Annotated in this window: 23 protein-coding genes; 10 read left to right on the forward strand and 13 right to left on the reverse strand. The window is 62.3% G+C overall.

Annotated elements, in window-relative coordinates; all coding sequences use genetic code 11:
- Window positions 1–25: 25 nt before the first annotated feature.
- Window positions 26–586 (reverse strand): chalcone isomerase family protein, encoded by a 561-nt coding sequence (locus AC0VX3_RS09060; protein WP_475524432.1) that lies wholly within the window; start codon window positions 584–586, stop codon window positions 26–28.
- A gap of 369 nt (window positions 587–955) precedes the next feature.
- Between AC0VX3_RS09060 and clpS the strand changes: the two genes are divergently transcribed.
- Together clpS and AC0VX3_RS09070 are read left to right on the forward strand one after the other, a co-directional pair.
- On the forward strand, window positions 956–1,258 hold the full coding sequence (gene clpS / locus AC0VX3_RS09065; RefSeq protein ID WP_342895368.1) for an ATP-dependent Clp protease adapter ClpS: 303 nt from the start codon (window positions 956–958) through the stop codon (window positions 1,256–1,258).
- A gap of 97 nt (window positions 1,259–1,355) precedes the next feature.
- Window positions 1,356–2,357 carry an NAD-dependent epimerase/dehydratase family protein gene (locus tag AC0VX3_RS09070; protein ID WP_475524433.1) on the forward strand — a complete coding sequence of 334 codons (1,002 nt, stop codon included), beginning with the start codon at window positions 1,356–1,358 and terminating at the stop codon, window positions 2,355–2,357.
- A gap of 83 nt (window positions 2,358–2,440) precedes the next feature.
- On the opposite strand, the gene AC0VX3_RS09075 is transcribed toward AC0VX3_RS09070, so the two are convergent.
- Window positions 2,441–3,916 (reverse strand): coiled-coil domain-containing protein, encoded by a 1,476-nt coding sequence (locus tag AC0VX3_RS09075; RefSeq protein WP_342895366.1) that lies wholly within the window; start codon window positions 3,914–3,916, stop codon window positions 2,441–2,443.
- A gap of 262 nt (window positions 3,917–4,178) precedes the next feature.
- On the opposite strand from AC0VX3_RS09075, the gene AC0VX3_RS09080 reads away from it, so the two are divergent.
- Entirely contained in the window at window positions 4,179–4,535 is a 357-nt protein-coding gene (locus AC0VX3_RS09080; protein WP_475524434.1) for a hypothetical protein, read from the forward strand.
- 35 nt (window positions 4,536–4,570) lie between these two features.
- Here AC0VX3_RS09080 and AC0VX3_RS09085 read toward each other — a convergent pair whose 3' ends face one another.
- A complete protein-coding gene (locus AC0VX3_RS09085) occupies window positions 4,571–5,773 on the reverse strand; it encodes a DUF1176 domain-containing protein (protein ID WP_475524435.1) in 1,203 nt (400 codons plus the stop codon).
- A 412-nt stretch (window positions 5,774–6,185) separates the two neighbouring features.
- Between AC0VX3_RS09085 and AC0VX3_RS09090 the strand changes: the two genes are divergently transcribed.
- Together AC0VX3_RS09090 and AC0VX3_RS09095 are read left to right on the forward strand one after the other, a co-directional pair.
- The gene (locus AC0VX3_RS09090) at window positions 6,186–6,359 is read left to right on the forward strand and encodes a hypothetical protein (protein ID WP_475524436.1); all 174 of its coding nucleotides are present in this window, start codon (window positions 6,186–6,188) and stop codon (window positions 6,357–6,359) included.
- Window positions 6,360–6,606: 247 nt separating this feature from the next.
- Window positions 6,607–6,894, forward strand: a complete 288-nt coding sequence (locus AC0VX3_RS09095) for a GIY-YIG nuclease family protein (RefSeq protein ID WP_475524437.1) — start codon at window positions 6,607–6,609, stop codon at window positions 6,892–6,894.
- A gap of 258 nt (window positions 6,895–7,152) precedes the next feature.
- Here AC0VX3_RS09095 and AC0VX3_RS09100 read toward each other — a convergent pair whose 3' ends face one another.
- The 3 genes from AC0VX3_RS09100 to betC all read right to left on the reverse strand — a co-directional run bounded on the left by AC0VX3_RS09100 (window position 7,153) and on the right by betC (window position 12,135).
- Window positions 7,153–7,386 (reverse strand): hypothetical protein, encoded by a 234-nt coding sequence (locus AC0VX3_RS09100; protein ID WP_475524438.1) that lies wholly within the window; start codon window positions 7,384–7,386, stop codon window positions 7,153–7,155.
- 157 nt (window positions 7,387–7,543) lie between these two features.
- On the reverse strand, window positions 7,544–10,444 hold the full coding sequence (gene uvrB, locus AC0VX3_RS09105; protein WP_475524439.1) for an excinuclease ABC subunit UvrB: 2,901 nt from the start codon (window positions 10,442–10,444) through the stop codon (window positions 7,544–7,546).
- Window positions 10,445–10,620: 176 nt separating this feature from the next.
- Complete coding sequence (betC, locus tag AC0VX3_RS09110; RefSeq protein WP_475524440.1) at window positions 10,621–12,135, reverse strand: choline-sulfatase; 1,515 nt, start codon at window positions 12,133–12,135, stop codon at window positions 10,621–10,623.
- Window positions 12,136–12,362: 227 nt separating this feature from the next.
- Between betC and AC0VX3_RS09115 the strand changes: the two genes are divergently transcribed.
- Together AC0VX3_RS09115 and AC0VX3_RS09120 are read left to right on the forward strand one after the other, a co-directional pair.
- Window positions 12,363–12,854 carry a MerR family transcriptional regulator gene (locus tag AC0VX3_RS09115; protein ID WP_475524441.1) on the forward strand — a complete coding sequence of 164 codons (492 nt, stop codon included), beginning with the start codon at window positions 12,363–12,365 and terminating at the stop codon, window positions 12,852–12,854.
- Window positions 12,793–13,191 (forward strand): carboxymuconolactone decarboxylase family protein, encoded by a 399-nt coding sequence (locus AC0VX3_RS09120; RefSeq protein ID WP_475524442.1) that lies wholly within the window; start codon window positions 12,793–12,795, stop codon window positions 13,189–13,191. The genes AC0VX3_RS09115 and AC0VX3_RS09120 overlap by 62 nt, the downstream gene beginning before the upstream one ends.
- A 383-nt stretch (window positions 13,192–13,574) precedes the next feature.
- Here AC0VX3_RS09120 and AC0VX3_RS09125 read toward each other — a convergent pair whose 3' ends face one another.
- Window positions 13,575–13,874, reverse strand: coding sequence for an Rdx family protein (locus tag AC0VX3_RS09125; protein ID WP_475524443.1), 300 nt, complete (start codon window positions 13,872–13,874; stop codon window positions 13,575–13,577).
- A gap of 76 nt (window positions 13,875–13,950) precedes the next feature.
- On the opposite strand from AC0VX3_RS09125, the gene AC0VX3_RS09130 reads away from it, so the two are divergent.
- A complete protein-coding gene (locus tag AC0VX3_RS09130) occupies window positions 13,951–14,826 on the forward strand; it encodes a phosphotransferase (RefSeq protein WP_475524444.1) in 876 nt (291 codons plus the stop codon).
- On the opposite strand, the gene AC0VX3_RS09135 is transcribed toward AC0VX3_RS09130, so the two are convergent.
- The 6 genes from AC0VX3_RS09135 to AC0VX3_RS09160 form a co-directional block, all read right to left on the reverse strand.
- A complete protein-coding gene (locus AC0VX3_RS09135; protein ID WP_475524445.1) occupies window positions 14,818–15,777 on the reverse strand; it encodes a heparan-alpha-glucosaminide N-acetyltransferase in 960 nt (319 codons plus the stop codon). The two genes, AC0VX3_RS09130 and AC0VX3_RS09135, sit on opposite strands and share 9 nt — an antisense overlap.
- Before the next feature lie 67 nt (window positions 15,778–15,844).
- The gene (locus tag AC0VX3_RS09140) at window positions 15,845–15,970 is read right to left on the reverse strand and encodes a hypothetical protein (protein WP_342895353.1); all 126 of its coding nucleotides are present in this window, start codon (window positions 15,968–15,970) and stop codon (window positions 15,845–15,847) included.
- Window positions 15,971–16,189: 219 nt separating this feature from the next.
- Complete coding sequence (locus AC0VX3_RS09145; RefSeq protein WP_342895352.1) at window positions 16,190–16,600, reverse strand: DUF3775 domain-containing protein; 411 nt, start codon at window positions 16,598–16,600, stop codon at window positions 16,190–16,192.
- Window positions 16,601–17,106: 506 nt separating this feature from the next.
- Entirely contained in the window at window positions 17,107–17,316 is a 210-nt protein-coding gene (locus AC0VX3_RS09150; RefSeq protein WP_475524446.1) for a hypothetical protein, read from the reverse strand.
- Between the two features lie 97 nt (window positions 17,317–17,413).
- Window positions 17,414–17,734, reverse strand: coding sequence for a hypothetical protein (locus tag AC0VX3_RS09155; RefSeq protein ID WP_475524447.1), 321 nt, complete (start codon window positions 17,732–17,734; stop codon window positions 17,414–17,416).
- An 88-nt stretch (window positions 17,735–17,822) separates the two neighbouring features.
- Entirely contained in the window at window positions 17,823–18,230 is a 408-nt protein-coding gene (locus tag AC0VX3_RS09160; protein ID WP_475524448.1) for a RidA family protein, read from the reverse strand.
- A gap of 69 nt (window positions 18,231–18,299) precedes the next feature.
- Between AC0VX3_RS09160 and AC0VX3_RS09165 the strand changes: the two genes are divergently transcribed.
- On the forward strand, window positions 18,300–18,872 hold the full coding sequence (locus AC0VX3_RS09165) for a TetR/AcrR family transcriptional regulator (RefSeq protein WP_342895348.1): 573 nt from the start codon (window positions 18,300–18,302) through the stop codon (window positions 18,870–18,872).
- Window positions 18,873–19,137: 265 nt separating this feature from the next.
- Window positions 19,138–20,265 carry a hypothetical protein gene (locus AC0VX3_RS09170; RefSeq protein ID WP_342895347.1) on the forward strand — a complete coding sequence of 376 codons (1,128 nt, stop codon included), beginning with the start codon at window positions 19,138–19,140 and terminating at the stop codon, window positions 20,263–20,265.
- The last annotated feature ends 20 nt before the right edge of the window (window positions 20,266–20,285 follow it).

Genomic DNA, 20,285 nt, shown 5'->3' on the forward strand with positions numbered 1-20,285 from the left:
GCCTGCTCCGGACCTGAGACGGCCGTCACGCGCCGGCGCCGACCAGCTTTGCCCTCAGGCGGGGATTGCGTGTCGAATTGCCCAGCCAGATCGCAAAGAACTTTTTCGTGAAGGCCGGGTCGTTGATCGTGCCGAGTTTTCTTCTGCCGCTGTAAAAATCCGTGGCCCCGCCGGAGGTGCGCACGCCGGTCAGCGACTGGCCCCTGGAGACATTCGGCAAGATAAGCCGCAGTTGCTTCTCCCAGGAGGCCAGTTGCCCGCTGGTTGCGCCGCCCTGGCGGCGGATCTCCTTGATCGAGCTTTCGGTGATGTCTCCGCCCTTGAAATTGCGCAGGTAAATCAGTTTCAGGGCAAACGGGTCGGCTGCGCGGTAGGTGCCGCCCGGCGCATAGAGTTCCGCGTCGAAAACCTTGAAGCCGAACATGGTCATGCGCCCCTTGCCGACAAGCTCGGCTGACGGGACAGAGCTTGCTACTGCTGCGAGATCGGCGCGCGCATCGGTCGCCGTGAGAGTGGCTGCGAGCAGCAGGCCGCAAAGCACTGCCCTCAGGGGTTTTCGAATGTCAGGCAAGTCGAAGCGGGGCATTTTCCAGTCATCCTCCGGTGGTGACACGACGGGCAGGTGCCACAAGACTACGCATGACGTTCGTTTCCGGATTGCCGGAAGGACGCTGCGCAGGAGGAAATGCCCGAATGCGACGGATTTTCCGCCGGACAACTCAACTGTCACGGGAGGAACTACCCGGAATTCGGGCAGATTGCCTCCGGCCCGCCGCATGAAAGTGCCGTTACGGCCACCGTCATGTTTTCTTCGATTTCGCGATGCATTATACTGTTGGGTGCCGCAGACCCTTTCGAGGCCGTTTCGCGCATGCTCTTAGGGTGTGCGAACAGCAGCGCGAGGGGCGCGGCAAGCGTTCTCCAGTCAACTATCTTTGGTATTGGGCCAGTGGTCATGAGCAACACCGATCTGAAACCGCGACTGAAGCAGGCCACCAAGGTGCAGCGGCCGAAGCTGTACAAGGTGCTGCTGCTCAATGACGACTACACGCCGCGGGAATTCGTCGTTCTGGTGCTGAAGGCGGAGTTCGGACTTGATCTGGCACAGGCGGAGGTGGTCATGATGACCGCTCATCAGAAGGGCTTGTGCGTGGTCTCCGTCTATCCGAAGGATGTTGCCGAAACAAAGGCGACACGCGCGGTCGACGCCGCGGGCAAGCTTGGCTATCCGCTTCAATTCACCGTTGAGCCGGAATAGTCCCGGTCACGCCGGGACAGGATCTCCCGCGATGCCGCTGGCATGAATTCTGCTGAAGCTGCAGTCAGATACTGCAGATTTCAGGAATTGTGCCGATATGGAACCCCGCGAGACACCTCTTGCTCCGAAACAGAACAGTGCCTTGCGCAAGGTGGTCGTGACCGGCGGCCTCGGCTTTATCGGCGCGCGCGTTTTCCGGCATCTCGCCCGGCTTGAGCAGGCCGGCGAAACGCGGATTCTTGACGGCTTTACCCGTGCCGCCGATTTTCGCCGCCTTGCCCCGGCCGGTGACGCCGGCGGCCTGCCGGTCATGCGCGGCGACATCCGGTCCCGGCACGATGTCGCGGCGGCGCTTCAAGGCTGCGACACGGTCGTTCACCTCGCGGCGGAAACCGGCATGGCCGGCACCTCCGCCGAGCGGCAGCGCATGTTCGACGTGAATGTGGCCGGTACGGAAACTCTCCTGGCCATTGCGCGGGAGCAGGGGGTGAAGCACTTCATTCACGTGAGTTCCAGCAAGGTCTACGGCCCCTCCACCGGACCCTTGAACGAGACCGCGTCGCTGAAACCGGTGACCCCCTATGCGGTGTCGAAGGCCATGGCGGAGGAAGCGGTCATGCTGGCGGCACATGAGGGCTTGCGGGCAACAATCCTGCGCCCGGCGGATGCGGTCGGACCGGGGCAGCGACCGGACCAGCTGTTGCCCGGACTTGTCATGGATGCGTTGAAAGGCCAGCGCCTGGCGATCGAAGGCGCGGGCGTCCGGGAGAGGGAATTTCTGCCGGTCGGCGACCTTGCCGCGGCCATCGGCCGTGTCGCAGCCAGCGAACCCGGCGATGAGACCCTGACAATATTGAATGTGGCGGGCAAAGAGAGGTTGAGTGCGCTTGAGATTGCCCGCCGCGTGTTCCGGGCAGTGGGGCGGACCACCGGTCTGCACCCTGTGCGTGACGGGTCCCCGGCCGAAGCCGGTTGCCTGCTTGACGACAGCCGCATCCGCGCGCTGGGCTATCGTCAGCAAAGCTCGGTCGAGGCAGAGCTGCGCGCCATCTGCGATGGTTTGCGGGCCCGTGCCCGCCGGCTTCACGTCTCTCTCTGACCGGTTTCGATGCACCAAGGCCCCGGACGATGCGTCCGGGGCCTTGTCTCGACAGTCATGTCCGTCAATGCCTTTCGGCCGATCTAGTCGCGCAGTTTGACGATCTTGTCGTCGCCGCCGCCCGGTGCGTCGTCATCGGGGCCATCGTCGCCGTCGGCATCGATGTTCATCGGCTCGAATTCTCTCGGCAGCGGCTCGGTGATACCGAGTTCCACGGCAGGATCGACGCCCAGGGTGATGCCGAGCTCTTCCGCCGGACCCTTGCCTTCCATGGCCATCTGGTAGTTGGTGATGACCGACTTGAGCTGAACGATCTGCTCGTTGGCGGTATCGACCTGGATCTTGTAGCGCTGCAGGCGCTTGTTTTCCTCGATGAGGTCTTCCAGGTTGTCGGCGAACTTCTGGTTCTGATTGCGCTGGTGGTTCAGGTCCGTCAGGGCGGAGTTGTAACGCAGGTTCAGTTCACGCAGCTTGGCGGTTGTCGCCATCAGCTCGTTGCGGTCCTTCTCGTGGTTCTTCTGGGCGCTGTCGAGCAGGTGTTCGATTTCCTGCATGCGCTTGATAAGGTCCCGGTTGCGCTCCTTGAGAGTGGAATTCTCGCGCGCCATCTCCTGCAATGACTGGGCGCCGATGCGGCGCTGTGAGGAGAGGTTCTCGATTTCAGCATTGAGCGCATAGACCTCGTTGTCGTGCTTGCGCTGTTCTTCCTCCAGCCGGGACTTGGCATAGGCCAGTTCCTGGTTGGTGACGTCCAGATGCGACTTGAGATCGATGTTGTCGTTGCGGAACTCGCCGAGTTCGCGCTTGGCCGATTCCAGATCACTGGAGGCCTGGTTGTTCTTGCGGACTTCGTCTTCCAGCAGCTTGGCGCTTTCGGACAGGTTCTGCTGCAGTTCCTTTTCCCGGTGCCGGACGGCTTCAAGATCGGAACCGAGGCCCTCGGCATGTTTCTCGAGAGTCTCGAACTTGGCCTTGAGGTCGTTGAGCTGACCGGACAAGTCGGAGACCTGGGAATTGGCTTCGACCAGCTTGGCGCTCTGGAGGCGGTATTCCTCGTTGACCTTCTTGTTGTTGTCGCGGATCGAGACGATGTCGTTGCGCGCCGTCTCCAGTGCGGTCCGGGTCTCGGTGGCGCGCTTGCGCAGGGAATGGACTTCCGCCTGGGCGTCTTCCAGCTGGGTGGTGAGCGTCTTCACCTTGTGATGGGCATCGAGCAGGTCGGTGGAGATCTTGGCGTTTTCCGACTTCAGCCGGACCTCGGTCTCGACGCTCGTGCGGGATGCTTCCAGGAATTCCGCCATCATGCGGATCGAGGTCTGGCTTTCCGCCGCGAAGGCTTCCATCTGCTCGAAGGTCTGATTGAGCCCGCCGACACGGGTCTTCAGACCGTCGAGCTGGTTCATCTTTTCCTGCATTCTCAGGGCGAACGGAGACAGATGCTCGACATTGCTCTGACCGGATGTCTCAATGGCGGCCTGGATGTCGGTGTCATCCGTGCCGGTCTCGACCTGCTGCTCCTGACTGTCGCCGGGGCGCGAGGTTTTCGAGAAAATGCCCATTCCTGTCTCCTGACTTCCTCACCGGAGCCGCCGGTGAGAGATACGCAATACGTTCATTCTTTTTTAACCCATAAGACGGGTGGGTTTCAACGACTCAGCGGGATTCTTGTCGAGAATACATTGTTAAGTGTTACCTTCAAAAGACAGATATCCCCGGTATTTTAACGGAATTGCGCCTATGGTTAACGGCGATGACCTGCCCTTGCCTGTGCATTCCATACCGCCCGTGCGCCATTTCGACCCCAGCCCTCCGGAGCTCCGCATGCGTTCTTTCATTCCCGTCGCCTTGATCTGTCTTGCCCTTGCCGTGCCCGCCTCGGCCTACCAGCAATTCGTAACCTACCGGATCGCCGGCAAGGACATTCTTGCCATCACGATGCTCGAGCACGTTGACGAGAATCCGGCCGGGTTGACGTTGAAGGTCGCCCCGGGCGGGGGCGGCGCGGGTGAAATCCTGATCGAATCCGACGGCGGCCTCGATGATTGCAGGACCGAGCTGGAGTATATCGTGGGATCGGCGTCCGCCTATGCGGAGATCGTCATCGACATGAATGCCCAAACCATGAACGGCGTCATGGTGGTGCAATGCGCGACCTTTCACGGTCTGTTCGGCGACTGACAACCGGAAGGGCCGCTCACCAGGAACAGTCGATCTCAGCCGCCCATTTCGTCGATGGTCCAGTTGAGCGGCCAGCCTTCGGGCGGTCCGGTGACGCCGTCGCAGCCGGATTTTTCCAGATATTCGACCAGAGTGTAATTGCCGCTTTCGGCCTCGACCTCGTGGCGTTCGAAGGCGCCGCAGTCGTAATTGGGCGAATAATAGGTGGTGCCGGTGACGTTGCCCGTGTCCGGATCATAGAAAAGATTGTTGACCAGCGCGTGGTTGGGCTGGTTGAAGCCCGGCGGGGTCTCGAATTCCTTCCATTCGTCGAGCGAGGGATCGAACGGGATGTGGATGGCCATGTAGTAAGGCACATTGGCGTCGGCCATCTGGCAGGGCACGATCCAGGTCTCAACGTCGCCTTCGGCGAAATATTTCGCTCCGAACGCGGGCACGGTCTCCTCAAGCTGGCAATCGAGCGTGCGGTAACCCATCATCTGGATGGAGTCCGGGATCTCGCTCACCGCATAGACCTGGCCGAGCGCGCCGCGGTCGATGCCGCTGTTGTTCAAGTCCTGCGAGGGCATGATTGGCGGCGGCAGGTCGTTCGCAGGAGGAGCTGCCTGAGGAGCTTCCTGAGGAGCTTCCGGGGCTGCGGGCCGCGGTCTGGCAGGACTTGCACCTTGTGGGGCAGCCGCGATGCGCGTGTCCTGTTCCGCCGGCAAGCCGCCCCAGGCGACAATGGCGTCGACACGGCCGATGCGGCCCTGTTCCTCGTCAATTCTCAGAAGGGCGTGGGTGATCCCGGTCAGCGACACCCGGTAGGTCAGCGTGCCGGTGGCGCCGCCGAACTCGATCTGGATGGCCGCCGCCTCGCCCATGCGCAGCTTTTCCATCAGGTCACGGTCCGCGTCACCGCCGAAGGTCATCTCGTTGCCCTTGTAGACCTTGCTCACCTTGCCGAAATAGCCGTAGTTTTCCTCTTCGATGCTCTCTATCTCGATCCGTGCCGGCAGACCGGTCTGCAGCTTCGTTGCCGGATCGAAGGTCACATACACCTGGCTGTCCGGTTTGGCGCCACGCTCGACCTTCAGCCGGAACGCCTCGCCGTTGGAGGCCTCGCCCGCTGTTTCGGCAATGCAGTAATTCTTGGCGTTGCAGGACACCGCCCAGTCGTCAAAGCCGGTTTTGCCGAGTTCCGCGGCCGCGTGACCGCAGGCCAGAGCGCTGACGAGCAACGTCAAGATAAAACGCATGATCGATATCTCCCCCGTGCGATGACCGGTAAACTCCATCGCCTGTCCGTGGTTCAGGGCCTTCGAAACCGGTCCCTGTCTGTCCAGAATGCTTCACGGCACCTTTGGCGGCGGCGATCGGGAAGTCAATGGCTTCCTTTAGGGGAGGGTCACCGGTTGGTGGGCCGCTCTGGGGGCCGGTCCAGGGGGCCGGGCGGCGAAGCGACCGGACCGCAGTTGCCTCGGCCTTGGCCGAGCGACGGGGATCCAAAGAAAGCGGCGGCGCGGGAATGCGGACCACAGGGCACTTCTGTCATTGACAATCCTTACCGGTCCATTTCATGTGGCCGCGGCGCTCCGAATGGGCGCAGGCGGCCGGACTTTCCGGCCCGTCCCGAGTTTCTTCAATCGATCGATTTTTCATGAGGCAGCCATGCGACTGACACCCCCGTCCTTTATCGTTTTCCTGATTTCCCTGGCACTGTTCGTCATTGCCGTCCTGCCGCTCGCCGGCATCGCCGTGCCCGCCGTCGGCGTCTCCACGACCTACCTCCTGATCGCGTCCTGGGCCGTGCTTGCGGCCGGCGTTCTTTTCAAGGGGATCTGAGGCGGAGCTCGCCGGAAACGGAGTTCGCTTACGCTCACGCTGATGTGCTGGGTTCCGGGTCGGCGCACAGCTTCGCTGCACTTGCCCGGAATGACGGTGGAGAGGCTGAAACACATTTCCCACCACCGTCATTCCGGGCGGTCTGCAGCGAAGCTGCGTGCCGACCCGGAACCCAGCACATCTTTCATGCCGAAGGCATGACCAGATCCAAATTGCAAAACACCGCCGCACCCGAAATACTCGTGGCATGCCCGCCCATGTCTACATCCTCGCCACACGCAGAAACGGCACGCTCTATATCGGTGTGACCACGGACCTGCCACGGAGGATGTTCGAACATCAAAACGGCGTGATCTCCGGCTTCTCGACGACCCATGGCGTCACCCGCCTCGTCTACGCCGAGGAACACGCCCGCATCGAGGACGCGATCGCGGGGGAGAAGCGGCTGAAGACATGGAAGCGGGCGTGGAAGCTCGATCTCATTGAGGCGAGCAATCCGGACTGGCTGGACCTGACGGCGACAGGGCTGGAGTGAAGCGGAGTTCGCTGCGCTCACGCTGATCCGCTGGCTTCCGGCTCTGGCCATGCAGCTTACGCTGCAGACCGTCCGGAATGACGAGTGGAGAGGGTGGCGCGAAAATCCAACCACCACTGCACTTGCCCGGAATGACGGTGGAGAGGCTGAAACACGCCGCCAACCGCCGTCATTCCGGGCAAGCGCAGCGCAAGCTGCGCGCCGACCCGGAACCCAGCGGGTTCTTCATGCCGAAGGCATGTCCGCTTTAACCTTTGTCTACCGTCCAGGCCGGGCCTTCGGCTTGACCAGGTTCAGAACCAGGAAGAGGAAAAGGACCGCCGTGACGACAGCCATCAGCGGCCCGACGGTTACAGCGATGCCCATGGCGATGCCGCCGTCCCTGTCCGGGCCGTCTATGGCGACGAAGATCGGATAGGCGACCACAAAGGCCGCGACATATCCGACGACGGCACCAATTATGGCACCCAGAATGGCCAGGATGGCGTGCATGAACTTTTCCAAAAAACTGGTATTCGGGGAAGGTTAGCCTGCGGCGGTAATGATTGAAAGTGGTCGCGGCCCTCAGCGTATTGGTCTCACACGACCGGCATGAGAACGCCGGCGGGCAACATGCTCTCTGGAGTCAGTCGTTTCCAGAGCGACCGCTTCACTGCCCCGGCCGTCCACTCTTCTTCGGCCGACCTCTTTGCCGCTTTTCTTCCGCCGGATCCTCATAGGACCCCGCGCCGATTTTTGCCCTCGCCACCGGCTTCGGATCGTCTGATCCCAATGGCACTTCCGTGCGGCCGACGGTCATCTCGTCGAGGGAATTCTTGCGCACCTTGGCGCTGGGGGCGGGCAGGGCGGTCTTGTCTTTTGCGGCCCGCGCCTTGTCGCGGGCGGTTTGTTTCTTCTTGCCCGAAGCGCCCTCCTTGGTGCCGCCGGCGCCGAAGGCGCGGTCGCCGCGGTAGCCGCCAGTCTTGTCGTCGACGGCGGACTGGCGGGCCATGGCGTCGTCGGCCACCGCCAGTTCGGTCTGCTGCAGGCGCTTGATTTCGTCGCGCAGGCGGGCGGCGGTCTCGAAGTCGAGATCGGCGGCGGCGTCGCGCATCTTCTTTTCCAGGTCGGCGATATGGGCGGTGAGGTTGTGGCCGACGAGGGAGCCTTCCTCGGCGAAGCCGGCATCGACGGTGACATGGTCCTTCTCGTAGACGCTGTCGAGAATGTCGGCGATGTTGCTCTTGACGCTTTCCGGGGTGATGCCGTGCTCTTCGTTGTAGGCGAGCTGCTTTTCGCGGCGGCGGTTGGTTTCCGCAATCGCCCGTTCCATGGAGCCGGTCATGCGGTCGGCATAGAGCACGACCTTGCCGTCGACGTTGCGCGCGGCGCGGCCGATGGTCTGGATCAGCGAGGTCTCGGAGCGCAGGAAACCTTCCTTGTCCGCGTCGAGAATGGCGACCAGCGCGCATTCGGGAATGTCGAGGCCCTCGCGCAGCAGGTTGATGCCGACCAGTACGTCGAAGGCACCGAGGCGCAGGTCGCGCAGGATCTCGATGCGTTCCAGCGTGTCGATGTCGGAATGCATGTAGCGCACGCGCACGCCATTCTCGTGCAGGTATTCGGTCAGGTCCTCGGACATGCGCTTGGTCAGGGTGGTCACCAGGGTGCGGTAGCCCTTCTGGGCCACCTCGCGGACTTCGCCGAGAAGATCGTCGACCTGGCTGGTGGCAGGACGGATTTCCACCGGCGGGTCGATCAGGCCGGTTGGCCGGATCACCTGTTCGGCGAAGACGCCACCGGACTGGTCGAGTTCCCAGGAGCCGGGGGTGGCGGAGACCGCGACCGATTGTGGCCGCATGGCGTTCCATTCCTCGAAGCGCAGCGGCCGGTTGTCCATGCAGGACGGCAGGCGGAAGCCGTATTCGGCCAGCGTCGCCTTGCGGCGGAAATCGCCCCTGTACATGGCGCCGATCTGGGGAATGGTGACGTGGCTCTCGTCGGCGAAGACGATGGCGTTGTCGGGCAGATATTCAAACAGGGTGGGGGGCGGCTCGCCCGGCTTGCGGCCGGTGAGGTAGCGCGAATAATTCTCGATGCCCTGGCAGGAGCCGGTCGCCTCCAGCATTTCAAGATCGAACATGGTGCGCTGTTCCAGCCGCTGCGCCTCCAGCAGGCGGCCGTGGGCGTTCAGTTCCTCCAGCCGGCCTTTCAGCTCGGCCTTGATCGACTTGGCAGCCTGGTTCAGGGTCGGTTTGGGCGTCACATAGTGCGAATTGGCGTAGATCTTGACGCTTTTCAGCTCACCGGATTTCTGGCCCGTGAGCGGGTCGAATTCGGTGATCGCCTCGATCTCGTCGCCGAACATGGAAATGCGCCAGGCGCGGTCCTCGTAGTGGGCCGGAAACAGCTCGATGGTGTCGCCGCGCACGCGGAAGGTACCGCGCTGGAAGGCGGCGTCGTTGCGCTTGTACTGCAGGGCCACCAGGTCGGTGATGAGCTGGCGCTGGTCCATGCGCTCGCCGACCTCGATGGCGAAGGTCATGGCGGTGTAGGTTTCCACCGAGCCGATACCGTAGATACAGGACACGGAGGCGACGATGATGACGTCGTCGCGCTCCAGCAGCGAGCGCGTGGCCGAGTGGCGCATCCGGTCGATCTGCTCGTTGATCGAGCTTTCCTTCTCGATATAGGTGTCCGTGCGCGGCACGTAGGCTTCCGGCTGGTAATAGTCGTAGTAGGAGACGAAATACTCGACCGCGTTGTCGGGAAAGAACGACTTGAACTCGCCGTAGAGCTGGGCGGCCAGGGTCTTGTTGGGGGCCAGGATCAGCGCGGGGCGCTGGGTCCGGTCGATCACCTGGGCCATAGTGTAGGTCTTGCCCGAGCCGGTGACGCCGAGCAGCACCTGGGTCTGTTCGTCGCTGGTCATGCCCTCGACCAGGTCGGCGATGGCGGTCGGCTGATCGCCGCGCGGCTCGTAGGCCGATTTCAGCACGATCGGCACGCCGCCTTCCGACTTCTGCGGACGCTCCGGCCGGTGCGGCACCCACAATTCGCCGTTCTTGTGCAGCGGATTGCCGCTTTCGATCAGCGCGGACAGCGCCTCCACGGTCGCGGTGGCGCCCTGGTTGCCGGTCAGCTCGCCGAACTTGCTTTCCTTCTTTTTCTTGTTGTCCTTCTTGTGCTGCTTGAGTTGTTTTTCGAGGCTTTCGGCCTCTTCCAGCGACATGTCGAGCCCGGCGACCGGATTCAGACCCCCGGCCGCCCGCTCGCGCGCATTGTCCGCCTTGCCGATAGAGGTGCCACGGGCCGACCTGGTTGGTTTTTCCTTCTTTGCGGCCTTGCCGGCCGGCGTCCGGCTGGCCTTGCCTCCGCCTTGCGCCGGGACCTCTTTCAACCTTGCGGTCTTTGTAGGTGCCTGCCGGTCCGCTTCCTCGGCGATTTCCGCCGCCCAGTCGGAAATCGAACCACCGAGCGGTGTTCCGGACAGGGGCTTCTGCGGCGCTTCGCCGAGGCCTTCGGGGGCGGTGGTGTCGTCGGAGGCGGATCTGGTGGGGCGCTTGTTCATCTGCGCAATATGGTCCGGTTGCGCGTGTGAGAAAAGGGGGCGGTTGCGGCTTTGTTCCGGAAATGCGGACTTCCTGCCGGTCTCCTGACAGGAGGGTGTCAGGAAGCGCGGCGTTCAAACCGGAGCGCCGGGTGTGCGGGATCGCGATCTGCCGTTGGAATGAGGGGGCGTTGCGCTCACTCCCCCCTCGGAAACCTCTGCCCCTCTTCCACCTCGTTCAGGTCCATGTGATTGCGCATGTAGCGTTCGGAGGCTTTTTGCAGGGGTTGGTAGTCCCAGGGGAAATAGGCGCCGTTGCGCAGGGCCTCGTAGACGATCCAGCGGCGGGCCTGGGACTGGCGGACCTCGGCGTCGTAGGCGGACAGGTCCCATTGGCGGCCGGCCAGTTCCGCGAAGCGGACGGCGGTTTGTGCGTGGGCGGGGTCGGCGGCGAGATTGACCAGTTCGTTCGGATCGTCGGCCAGGTTGAAGAGAAGCGGCGGGTCGAGTTCGCAGTGGATGTATTTCCAGTCGCCCTCGCGGATGCCGACCAGCGGCGCGTAGGACGCCTCGGCGGCGTATTCCATCAGCACGGGGGCGGTGCGGGGTGCTCCCTGAGCCAGCGGGACGAGGCTTGTGCCGTCTGTCCAGGGCATGATGCCGCTCATGTCGATGCCGCCGAGGTCGCAGACGGTCGGCAGAACGTCGAGGGTGCTGACCGGTGTTGATATGTTCCCGGGGGCGAGGTCCCTGTCGGCGATCATCAGCGGCACGCGTGAGGCCCCCTCGAAGAAGCTCATCTTGAACCACAGGCCGCGTTCGCCGAGCATGTCGCCGTGATCGGAGACGAACAGGATCGTGGTGTCATCCGCAAGGTGCATGGCCTCGAGGGCATGCAGGATCTCGCCGATCTTGTCGTCGAGGTAGGAGATATTGGCGAAATAGGCGCGGCGGGACTTGCGGATGTCGTCCTTGGTGATGTCGAAACTGCGCCAGTCGTTGGCATCGAAAATGCGCTTCGAGTGCGGGTCGTGATCTTCATAGGCCATTGCCGGCACGTCCGGCAGCAGGTGGTCGCAATCCTCGTAGAGATCCCAGTATTTCCGGCGCGCCACATACGGGTCGTGCGGGTGGGTGAAACTGACCGTCAGGCAGAACGGCCGGTCGACTTTGCCGCGGCCGTAATCATGGATCTTGCGCACGGCCTGAAAGGCGACGTCGTCGTCATATTCCATCTGGTTGGAAATCTCGGCGACACCCGCGCCGGTGACCGAGCCCATGTTGTGGTACCACCAGTCGATGCGCTCGCCCGGCTTGCGGTAGTCGGGCGTCCAGCCGAAATCGGCCGGATAGATGTCGGTGGTCAGGCGCTCTTCAAGACCGTGCATCTGGTCCGGGCCGACGAAATGCATCTTGCCGGACAGGCAGGTGGTGTAGCCGGCGCGGCGCAGGTGATGGGCATATGTGGGAATGTCGGAGGCAAATTCGGCGGCATTGTCATAGACGCCGGTGCGGCGCGGCAATTGCCCTGACATGAAACTGGCCCGGCCCGGTGCGCACAGCGGCGAGGCGGTGTAGGCGTTCTGGAAACGCACGGAGCGTTCGGCAAGTTTCTTCAGGTTGGGTGCATGCAGAAACTCTGCCGGACCGTCGGAAAACAGGGTTCCGTTCAACTGGTCCACCATCAGGATCAGGATGTTCTTGCGGTCCATGGTCAAATGGTCTTTCTCAGGTTCGGAAATCGGCGGAGCTGGCAAAAGACCATGATGCTGTTTTTTTGATTGATTGATCAATCAAAATCGACGCAGAGGCCGGGTCTTGCGGTAGTTTTCCGAAAGGGTGGCGCGAGTAGGGGCTGCAGGGAGACGGGAAAATACTGCTTGACCTGGAGTGCACTTCAACCCGTAAGTCAGGGAAATCGTCCTGTTCGGAGACACACATGCGTATCGGCGATCTTGCGGAAAAGTCGGGGCTTTCCACCGACACATTGCGGTACTACGAGAAGATAGGTCTCATCCCGCGCCCGCTCAGGGACAGCGGAGGGCGGCGGGTCTATGACCGGGCCATTCTGCGCTGGATCGAATTTCTGGATCGCCTGAAGGCGACCGGAATGGGTATCCGGGACCGGCTGCGCTATGCGGAGCTGCGGTCTTTGGGGGGCGCGTCGCTGGCCGAACGCCGGAGAATGCTGGAAGACCATCGCAGGAAAGTCACCGCGGATATCGCACGATTGACCGAAACGCTGCACGTCCTGGACGACAAGGTTGATCTCTACAGAAGGATGGAGGCGGGTGAGCCCGTCGATCCGGCCTTCGAAAGCTGTGCCCGGACCGAACACGGCGCGCCGCCAAATCAGGACAGCATTCCCCATGACAGCAGCTCCCACGACAGCAGCACTGGAGCGCGGCCGCGCGCTGATAAAGGACCTTAATCCCGACCTCGAATCCATTCTATCGGAGCGTTATGACGCGCTGCTCCCGGAGTTCGCAGAGAGCCTCATTGAATGGGCCTATGGCCGCCATTATGCCCGGCCCGGGCTGGACCTGAAGACAAGGCAGTTGTGCACCATCGCGGCACTGACCGTCCTGGGCGGACAGACCGGGCCGCAACTGAAGGTCAACATCGAGCATACGCTGGCTGCGGGCGCGGCCCGTGCGGAAATCGTCGAGGCGATCTGGCAGATGGCGGTCTACGGCGGCTTGCCGGCGGCCATCAACGGGCTGAACGCTGCGCAGGAGGTGTTCGACAAGCTGGACGCGGCTGCGTGAAGGCGAACTTTCAACCATCAGCGCCCCTGTTGAGTGACGTGAGGGGCTGAGTACTTCCCTCACGACTGTCATTCCGGAAAAGTGAGACACAATTCGAACGCAGATCCGGAAACCAGCGCATCAGCGCGAGCGTGCGCGAACACAAGTTTCCATCTACCATTACTTAGGAAATGGCCGCGCCTTAGGCGCGAATGATGCGCTGGATTCCGGGTCGGCGCGCAGCTAACGCTGCACTTGCCCGGAAGGACGCCGGGGAGGTTGGAGTTCCGTCTCCGGCACCTTCATCCCGGGTTGTTCGTTCCTCAAGGATTAAGCCCTCGCGTCGCTCAACAGGGTTGATGACGGAAGGGGAGGGTGGTGTCATCGTCTCCCTGTCCACGGTGTCAGCCGCCTGATTGAGGCCGGTCGGAGTGTCCGAGATCCATCTCCGGCCAGAGCAAGTCGCGCAGGCGTTGTTTCAGGACCTTGGCTTCCGGGAAACCGCCATCCTGTTTGCGGTCCCAGACGGGTTGGCCGTCGCAAGTGATGGTGAAGGTGCCGCCGGTTCCCGGGACGAGTGTGACGGCGCCGGTTTCCTCGGAGAAGGTGGAGAGAATTTCCTGGGCCATCCAGGCTGAGCGCAGCAGCCAGTTGCATTGGCGGCAATATGTGATGATGATATGGGGAACCGGAACGTCCGTCATGGCGCGCGTTCTCCTTCTTCGGACCATGTGATTTCTCCTGCTTGTGCCACAGTCTCCCACCGCAATACCAGACACCATGAGCATGGATGTTCTCGAGGCGTTCAACGCCCACCCGGAGTTGGCGGCGATCTGCGGTGTGCTTGAAAATGTCCTGCCGCAGAAAGGGCTTACCAATCGGGTCTACCGGCTGGAAGCCACACGCGGTGTCTTCTTCCTGCGCCTGCCCAGACCTGAGAACGCGGGGCTGGTCGACAGGCAGGCGGAGGAGCAGAACCTCGCGCTGGCGGCGCAACTCGGGCTCGCCCCGCCGCCGCTTTTTGTCCATCCGGGCGCGGGCATACTTCTGACTGCTGCCGTGGATGATGTGGCGGGTGCACCGGAGGGTGTCCCGGGGCATCTTGGCGACATGCTCGCCAGACTTCACGGCTCCGGCGTGGCGTTCGCAGGGGCTCTCGAACCGGAAGACGTCTACCGGGCACAACGCGATTTTCTGGATCCAGCGGTGGAACTCGCATCCGAGATCGCCCCCCTCGATCGGGCCATGCGGGATCTTGCCAGGGAGGCCGGCAAGGCCGGGACCATCCGGCGGGTGCCGGTGCATGGCGACCTTTCACCTGGCAATTGCCTGTGGACGGGGGACCGGCTCTGGCTGATCGACTGGGAATATTCCGCGATGGCGGATCCGGCATGGGACCTGGCCTATGCGATCCTGGAACACGGGTTCTCCGAGGCTCAGGAAGGCGCGTTTCTGGATGCCTACAAGGACCGCCAGGCGCCGACGGGGCCGGTGCCCGGCGCAGGCCGGCTCGAAGCCATGAAAGCCAGATGCGATGCGGTTTCGGCGCTGTGGGCACTGGAGCAGGTGGCGAGAGGCCGGGACGCGGGCCTCTTCCTGCCGTTCGCACGCAGCCGCAGGGACCGGGCACTCGCCCGGGTGCGCGGATTAATCTAGCTTTTGAAGCACATCCGGATCGGCCAGGCATTGCGCGTACCGGGTGTTCATCCGCTCCCGCAGCGACGGGGTGTCGGGGGCATCGTTGAGCGCGGTCCAGATGCCGTCGCTCTTGAGAGCGGCAACGGTACAACTGCAGGCGTTCGTGCAGAGGTCGGCGGTGCCGAGCGTGTCCTGGCAGGCAACGGAGCAATTGCGGACAAAGGCATTGGCGGCCCGGTCGACATCGCCCGCCAGTAGCGTCGCTGCCCAGACGAGGCCATAGAGGGCGGGCTGGTGCAGCAGGTAGACCGACAGCGAATGGCGGCCGAGGAACCGGGTGGACCGGCCGGAGGGACCCGTTGCCCGGATCGCGGACAGCCTGTCCCAGATGCGCGCCGAGCGAAACAGGCTCGAGACGGCGACACCGGCCAGGGTGACGCCGGCCCAGGGCGCGAGCGGCACATAGTCGACGCTGCCGTATGCCGGGGTGCCAAGTCCCGTCCACAGCCAGAGCTGCCCGTCAAAACTGTCTGAAGCCGCCCATAGGGGCAGTGTTGAAACGATGGCTGCGGCCGCGATCGTGACCGGGAACGGCCAGCGCGTGAAGGGGAGGGCAAGCACGCTGGAAAGAGCGATGCAGTGCAGAATGCCGAAGCGGACATAGGTGTCGCCGAACGTGAAGAACGTTGCCACGGAGACGGCGGCGGCGGCGGCCGCAATGACCGCCAGGCGGCGTCCGAAGGCGCGCCAGCGCACGCCCTTGTGGTGCGCAAGATCCAGGCTGACACCTGACAAAAACAGGAAACTGCCCGCGATACACGCGGCAAAGATGCGCCAGCGGCCACCCTGTGCGACCGGCCAGTCGACAAAGCCGAACCAGGACAGGTCCCAGGACAGGTGATAGGCCGCCATGGCGACAACGGCGAGGCCACGGGCAAGATCAAGCACGGCCAGACGCGTTGCGGGCATTCAGGAAACTTTCCGTATCAAGCCCGGCCAAACGCCGGGGAAAGATCCGCCGCGGGCCGGAACGCCTCTAGCTGCTGAAGGCGACAACCAGCGTGGTGATCAACGCCGAAGCCGCAACCATGGCGCCGACGAAGGGCCACGGTGACGGACGATGGACGGAATAGGCATCCTGGTTCGCCGGGTCCTGCAGCATTGCCCTTAACTCCCTGGATCAGCGGATGGCCAACCGGGATCGGTCGTGCCTCCAAAGCCCGGCAAGACTGCGGCAAATGACGGGCAGCGGAAAGATGGTAAATCAATTCCTTACAGCTTTTCCCAAGGAAACCGTCAAGTTGTGGAGGAACCGTCAAAGTTTCGCGCCTTCGCTTGACCTTGGCGAAGCTGTTGAAAGCCCGCAAGAAACCGCCTGCCTTCAAAGATCGAGCGCGTCCAGCCCGGCTTCCAGATGATCGGGGAGAAGTGGCATGCCAAGCAGATATTTCGCTGTGGACCCGACCGCGCGTTCACGGGCCTGTTCCACCGCCTGGCCGAAATCCTCGGCGTCGAAGTCGCCGCGCCCGATCCAGGTGATGGCGACAAGTTCAGAGGCTTCGTCGACATTGAGGTCTTCGATCAGTTCGCGCAGTTCCTCGTCGGACAGGTCGTCGTTTTCCTCTTCCGCAAGACCGTCGTGATTGTGACCTTCCTCCAGCGTGTCGGCGTCGAATTCAACGTCGCCTTCATGGCCGTCCTCGAAGGTGTCCTCGATGGAGGAGGCAACCGCCCGGGCCTTCTGCGCCAGCAGGCGGATCGTGTCCGCGGAAAGTGTGAGGTCGATGTCCATTGTTGCCTCCGACGAGCCTGTCTTATCTTTATCGATCCACTTTTGGCCGTTGGCAATGGTCATGGTGCGAATTCCCTCTGCGATGCGCCCGGTTCTGTTTGCAAGTTATCCCCGGTATCCCGGGTTGGTGAACGAGCTTTCGGTTAACTGCCGGGGCTTGTGGCGGGCGTCCTGCGAAAGGGCCTTGCGAAGGACCGTCCCCGTTGCTTTACTTGCCCGACAGAGACATTCCTGTCCTTGACCGGGATCAACGCCGGACGGTTTGAACGAATGAATGCGGTGCCGCACACGTGTTCTTCGGACTGGGCTACAATCAGGGCAGACAAGTTCCTGCCGGGGCGGACCGGGCAGTCGGGGTTCGGCATCCATGCAATTCGCATGGGGTCGGGCCCCGGCGTTCTTGAGGGATAGCCAGAGGTGGATCGGCTTTCGGGGGAACTGCTGTCGCCGGTGCGGCCGCAGGGGACCGATCGCGAACCGCAGGGGCGGTTCGACTCATTCCCGGATCAGGGATGAGGCGCCTGGGTCCGGGTGACGGGAACCGGCTGCTCCCTGGCATTGCCCGGCGCGTTTGCGCCGGTCAGAACCGCGGCGCCGACCAGGGCTGTCGCCAGCACGATGCCGAGAAAAATCGCCTGCAACAGGGGGCGGGCTTCATGCAGATCGCTGCGCCGGGGGGCGGACCTGGGTAGATTGGTGTTGTCGGCACTGGACATGGTCAAATTCAGTCGCGTGGTTCTGGTGAAAGTTGAAGCGTTCCATCAGGGAACGCCGGTTTGGGTACCGGATGGATCCCGCCGGGGGCGCCGTTCGTCAGTCCGGCCTGCCGGTGGCGCCGGTCAATTGCTGGAACAGACGCTGGCCCAGCAGCCAGGTCAGTGACGCCATCACCGCAAAGGCCGCCAGCGGCATCGCCAGACGTGGCTCGAAAGCGGACATCAACATCAAGATGCTGACCGCGAGCATGAACATCAAAGCTTGTGGGAAGGTTGCGTGCCGCGTGGTGTGCGTCTGCGTATCAGTCTTGCCGTGTGCCATCGGGGCCTCCATCCGCTTGAACGATCCCAATGTCGGTTGAAATTGCGCCGGCACGCGGACGCGAATTGGACCGGCGCCGTGTGTTTTCATGTCCATTTTGCGGCATTCGCGAAGGACTTGCAGTTGGCCGGGGGGGCGGCACAAACTGTTGTGTGCGGGAGCAGGCGGCGAACTGCGCGGGCTTTCAATCCGGCAGACGAACGGTCAGTTCGAGCTCGATCTGGAAGTCCGGGTCTGCCAGAGCCGAGACACCGACACCGGTGACAGACGGTTGCGCGCCGTCGAACATTTCCAGGACAGGAGAAAAGGCGAGGCCGAGCCTCTCCGGGGTCAGGTCGGTCACGAAACAGCGGGCAATGGCAATGTCCCGCGGTGTGGCGCCGAGCGCTTCGAGGGCGGCCTTCGCGTTTGCAGCGACAATCCCGGCCTGTTCGGCCAGGCCGGACGGGACGGGGTCTCCGCCGGGGCGCAAGGCGACCTGCCCGGAGACAAATGCGAGCCGACCGGCTTCGACGACGGAAATCTGGGAATAACCGATCGCGCTGGCGTCGGGCAGCGTCGGCGGGTTCAATCGGGTTATGGACTGTGTCATAAGAAATACGGCCTTTGTAGCGTGTTATGATGCAGTGGTATAAAAAATTACTACGTTTGTAGAGGTAAAATGTCAAACAAGAAAGCCGCCCGCAGAGACAGCATTCTGGACGGGGTCATCGATCTTCTGGCGGAGCGGGGGCTTGAGGGTGTCACCCATCGCGCCGTCGACATGGCCGCGGGCCTGCCGCAGGGATCGACCTCCTACTATTATCCGAAGAAAGCGGCGCTTCTGGCGGCGGCGGCGCACCATCTGGCTGTTCTTCTGGAAAAAGACTGTGACGACCTTCAAGTCGGTTTTGCCGACAAGGTGGCGAAGGAGGGGATGGATGCGGCCGTCGCTTATGTCGCCGAGCAAATGGTCGATTACACCGACGCCTCGCGGCACCTGTTTCTGGCCCGGATGGAACTGACCATGGCAGCCGCGCGCCGGGAGGATCTTGCTGGTGTCGGCGATACCTTGACCGCTGCTGCCCGCAGGCCGATCGCGTTTTTCCTGAAGCTGATTTCCGAGGACGGCAAGGAGGCTCCGATAGAGACCTGCGCCGGGCTGATCGACGGCATATCGCTGATGTATGCCACAGGGCAGGGGCCGAAACCGACGACCGATCAGGTCGCATCGGTTTTCAGGTCGATATTGTAATTTCACCCGCAACAGGCGGGCTCCTGTCTGGTGCGGTTGGCATCCGTGCAGTCGCGCATTCTTCGATGGATCTGCCGGGAAAACCTGCGCAAATTAAACTTTGGTAAAAATAACAGTAAAATATGTACAGAATTCAGTTGTGACATACGTATAATTTGAAAAATCGCGCAATCCGCCGCGATTTTACAATGCTGTTTCAGTGTTTGTTTTCTTTTTCTCTGGATACTCGCTCCAGGGAACCAGACAGCAACAAACCGGGCACGGCATGACAATCAACGCAGCGCAGAGTGCAACGGCTGAAACGCCGCGCGAACCCGTGACGCCGGAGGAAACACCACAACAGCCTGGTGAAATCCCGGCATTGTCGCTGGCAGGACTCCAGTTCTTCATTGCCGACATCAGCAAGAAGACCATTCTGTGGCATGAGGTCGGGTCGCAGAGCTTCAACAGCGAAGTGAAGGATCTGCAGGAAGCACCTTCCAATGAAGCCTTGCGCCATCTGTCGCCGGAGGACCGCAAGACGATCCTGCGCCTTGTGCAAGGGGCGATCCGCGAGGGTCAGGCGGGACCATTCGATGTCGGCGGAGGACCGGATCACCGCATCCCCGGGATCCCGATCGTCGCCTATCGCTACGAATTGCCGGATGGCCGCATCCTGGCCATCTGTTTTCCCTCCATCGGCGAGAATGACGACAATCCTGGCAATGTCGTGCTCGGTCTCGCGCCGATCCTGCAGCACTTCGTGGCTTCGTCCACGCGTGTGGTGCTGCTGGTCGACAATTTCGGCTACGTGCGTTTTGCGAGCGAAGGCTTCCTGAAGTGTTTCCAGGTCGAGTCCGCGCGCATGATTCTCGGACGGAACATCGCTCATATCCAGAACCGCGTCGGCCGCACCATCGTGTCCCTGGCCCTGGCGGCACTGACGCGGCGCGCGAGCGCGAGCGGGCGGGGCAAGTATCTGCTGGCCTCGGGTGAAAGCGTGGAACTCAATTACGAGGCCATGTATTTCCGCATCGACGGAATGGTCGGCGGGGTTCTGTTCTCCGCGGGCCATCCCAGCGGCGACGTCGATTTCGCCCGGGTCTTCGAGGTGTGCAGCGCGCCCATGCTCGTGATCAACACGAAGTCGCGCATGATCATCGCGGCCAATGGCGCCGCAATGAAGACCTATCATCTGACATCCGAAGTCATCGACAGCAAACCGATCACGGAATCGCTGCTGCATCCGAGCAATTATGCGTCCCTGCTGGAATCCGCCAAGCAGGAATCGGATGTGCCGCTCTCGGTGCCGGTGACCACGCTCAACGGCCAGACCAAGAAGAAACGCTTCAAGTGCAGCCTGATCGACGGCGACAAGAAAGAACCGAAGCTGATACTGGAAACGCGGTCATAGCCGCAGACGTTTTTGAAACG

The organism is Roseibium sp. QJM3NY_11, from assembly GCF_056173175.1.

Bases quoted from the DNA above. Each gene is read 5' to 3' on its own strand.
- AC0VX3_RS09100 (WP_475524438.1), bottom strand. From the start codon at position 7,386: ATGCACGCCATCCTGGCCATTCTGGGTGCCATAATTGGTGCCGTCGTC.
- AC0VX3_RS09115 (WP_475524441.1), top strand. From the start codon at position 12,363: ATGCGTATCGGCGATCTTGCGGAAAAGTCGGGGCTTTCCACCGACACA.
- uvrB (WP_475524439.1), bottom strand. From the start codon at position 10,444: ATGAACAAGCGCCCCACCAGATCCGCCTCCGACGACACCACCGCCCCC.
- AC0VX3_RS09155 (WP_475524447.1), bottom strand. From the start codon at position 17,734: ATGGACATGAAAACACACGGCGCCGGTCCAATTCGCGTCCGCGTGCCG.
- AC0VX3_RS09125 (WP_475524443.1), bottom strand. From the start codon at position 13,874: ATGACGGACGTTCCGGTTCCCCATATCATCATCACATATTGCCGCCAA.
- AC0VX3_RS09090 (WP_475524436.1), top strand. From the start codon at position 6,186: ATGCGACTGACACCCCCGTCCTTTATCGTTTTCCTGATTTCCCTGGCA.
- AC0VX3_RS09170 (WP_342895347.1), top strand. From the start codon at position 19,138: ATGACAATCAACGCAGCGCAGAGTGCAACGGCTGAAACGCCGCGCGAA.
- AC0VX3_RS09150 (WP_475524446.1), bottom strand. From the start codon at position 17,316: ATGTCCAGTGCCGACAACACCAATCTACCCAGGTCCGCCCCCCGGCGC.
- AC0VX3_RS09135 (WP_475524445.1), bottom strand. From the start codon at position 15,777: ATGCCCGCAACGCGTCTGGCCGTGCTTGATCTTGCCCGTGGCCTCGCC.
- betC (WP_475524440.1), bottom strand. From the start codon at position 12,135: ATGGACCGCAAGAACATCCTGATCCTGATGGTGGACCAGTTGAACGGA.
- AC0VX3_RS09140 (WP_342895353.1), bottom strand. From the start codon at position 15,970: ATGCTGCAGGACCCGGCGAACCAGGATGCCTATTCCGTCCATCGTCCG.
- AC0VX3_RS09165 (WP_342895348.1), top strand. From the start codon at position 18,300: ATGTCAAACAAGAAAGCCGCCCGCAGAGACAGCATTCTGGACGGGGTC.
- clpS (WP_342895368.1), top strand. From the start codon at position 956: ATGAGCAACACCGATCTGAAACCGCGACTGAAGCAGGCCACCAAGGTG.
- AC0VX3_RS09145 (WP_342895352.1), bottom strand. From the start codon at position 16,600: ATGGACATCGACCTCACACTTTCCGCGGACACGATCCGCCTGCTGGCG.
- AC0VX3_RS09060 (WP_475524432.1), bottom strand. From the start codon at position 586: ATGCCCCGCTTCGACTTGCCTGACATTCGAAAACCCCTGAGGGCAGTG.
- AC0VX3_RS09095 (WP_475524437.1), top strand. From the start codon at position 6,607: ATGCCCGCCCATGTCTACATCCTCGCCACACGCAGAAACGGCACGCTC.
- AC0VX3_RS09075 (WP_342895366.1), bottom strand. From the start codon at position 3,916: ATGGGCATTTTCTCGAAAACCTCGCGCCCCGGCGACAGTCAGGAGCAG.
- AC0VX3_RS09120 (WP_475524442.1), top strand. From the start codon at position 12,793: ATGACAGCAGCTCCCACGACAGCAGCACTGGAGCGCGGCCGCGCGCTG.
- AC0VX3_RS09160 (WP_475524448.1), bottom strand. From the start codon at position 18,230: ATGACACAGTCCATAACCCGATTGAACCCGCCGACGCTGCCCGACGCC.
- AC0VX3_RS09085 (WP_475524435.1), bottom strand. From the start codon at position 5,773: ATGCGTTTTATCTTGACGTTGCTCGTCAGCGCTCTGGCCTGCGGTCAC.
- AC0VX3_RS09130 (WP_475524444.1), top strand. From the start codon at position 13,951: ATGAGCATGGATGTTCTCGAGGCGTTCAACGCCCACCCGGAGTTGGCG.
- AC0VX3_RS09070 (WP_475524433.1), top strand. From the start codon at position 1,356: ATGGAACCCCGCGAGACACCTCTTGCTCCGAAACAGAACAGTGCCTTG.
- AC0VX3_RS09080 (WP_475524434.1), top strand. From the start codon at position 4,179: ATGCGTTCTTTCATTCCCGTCGCCTTGATCTGTCTTGCCCTTGCCGTG.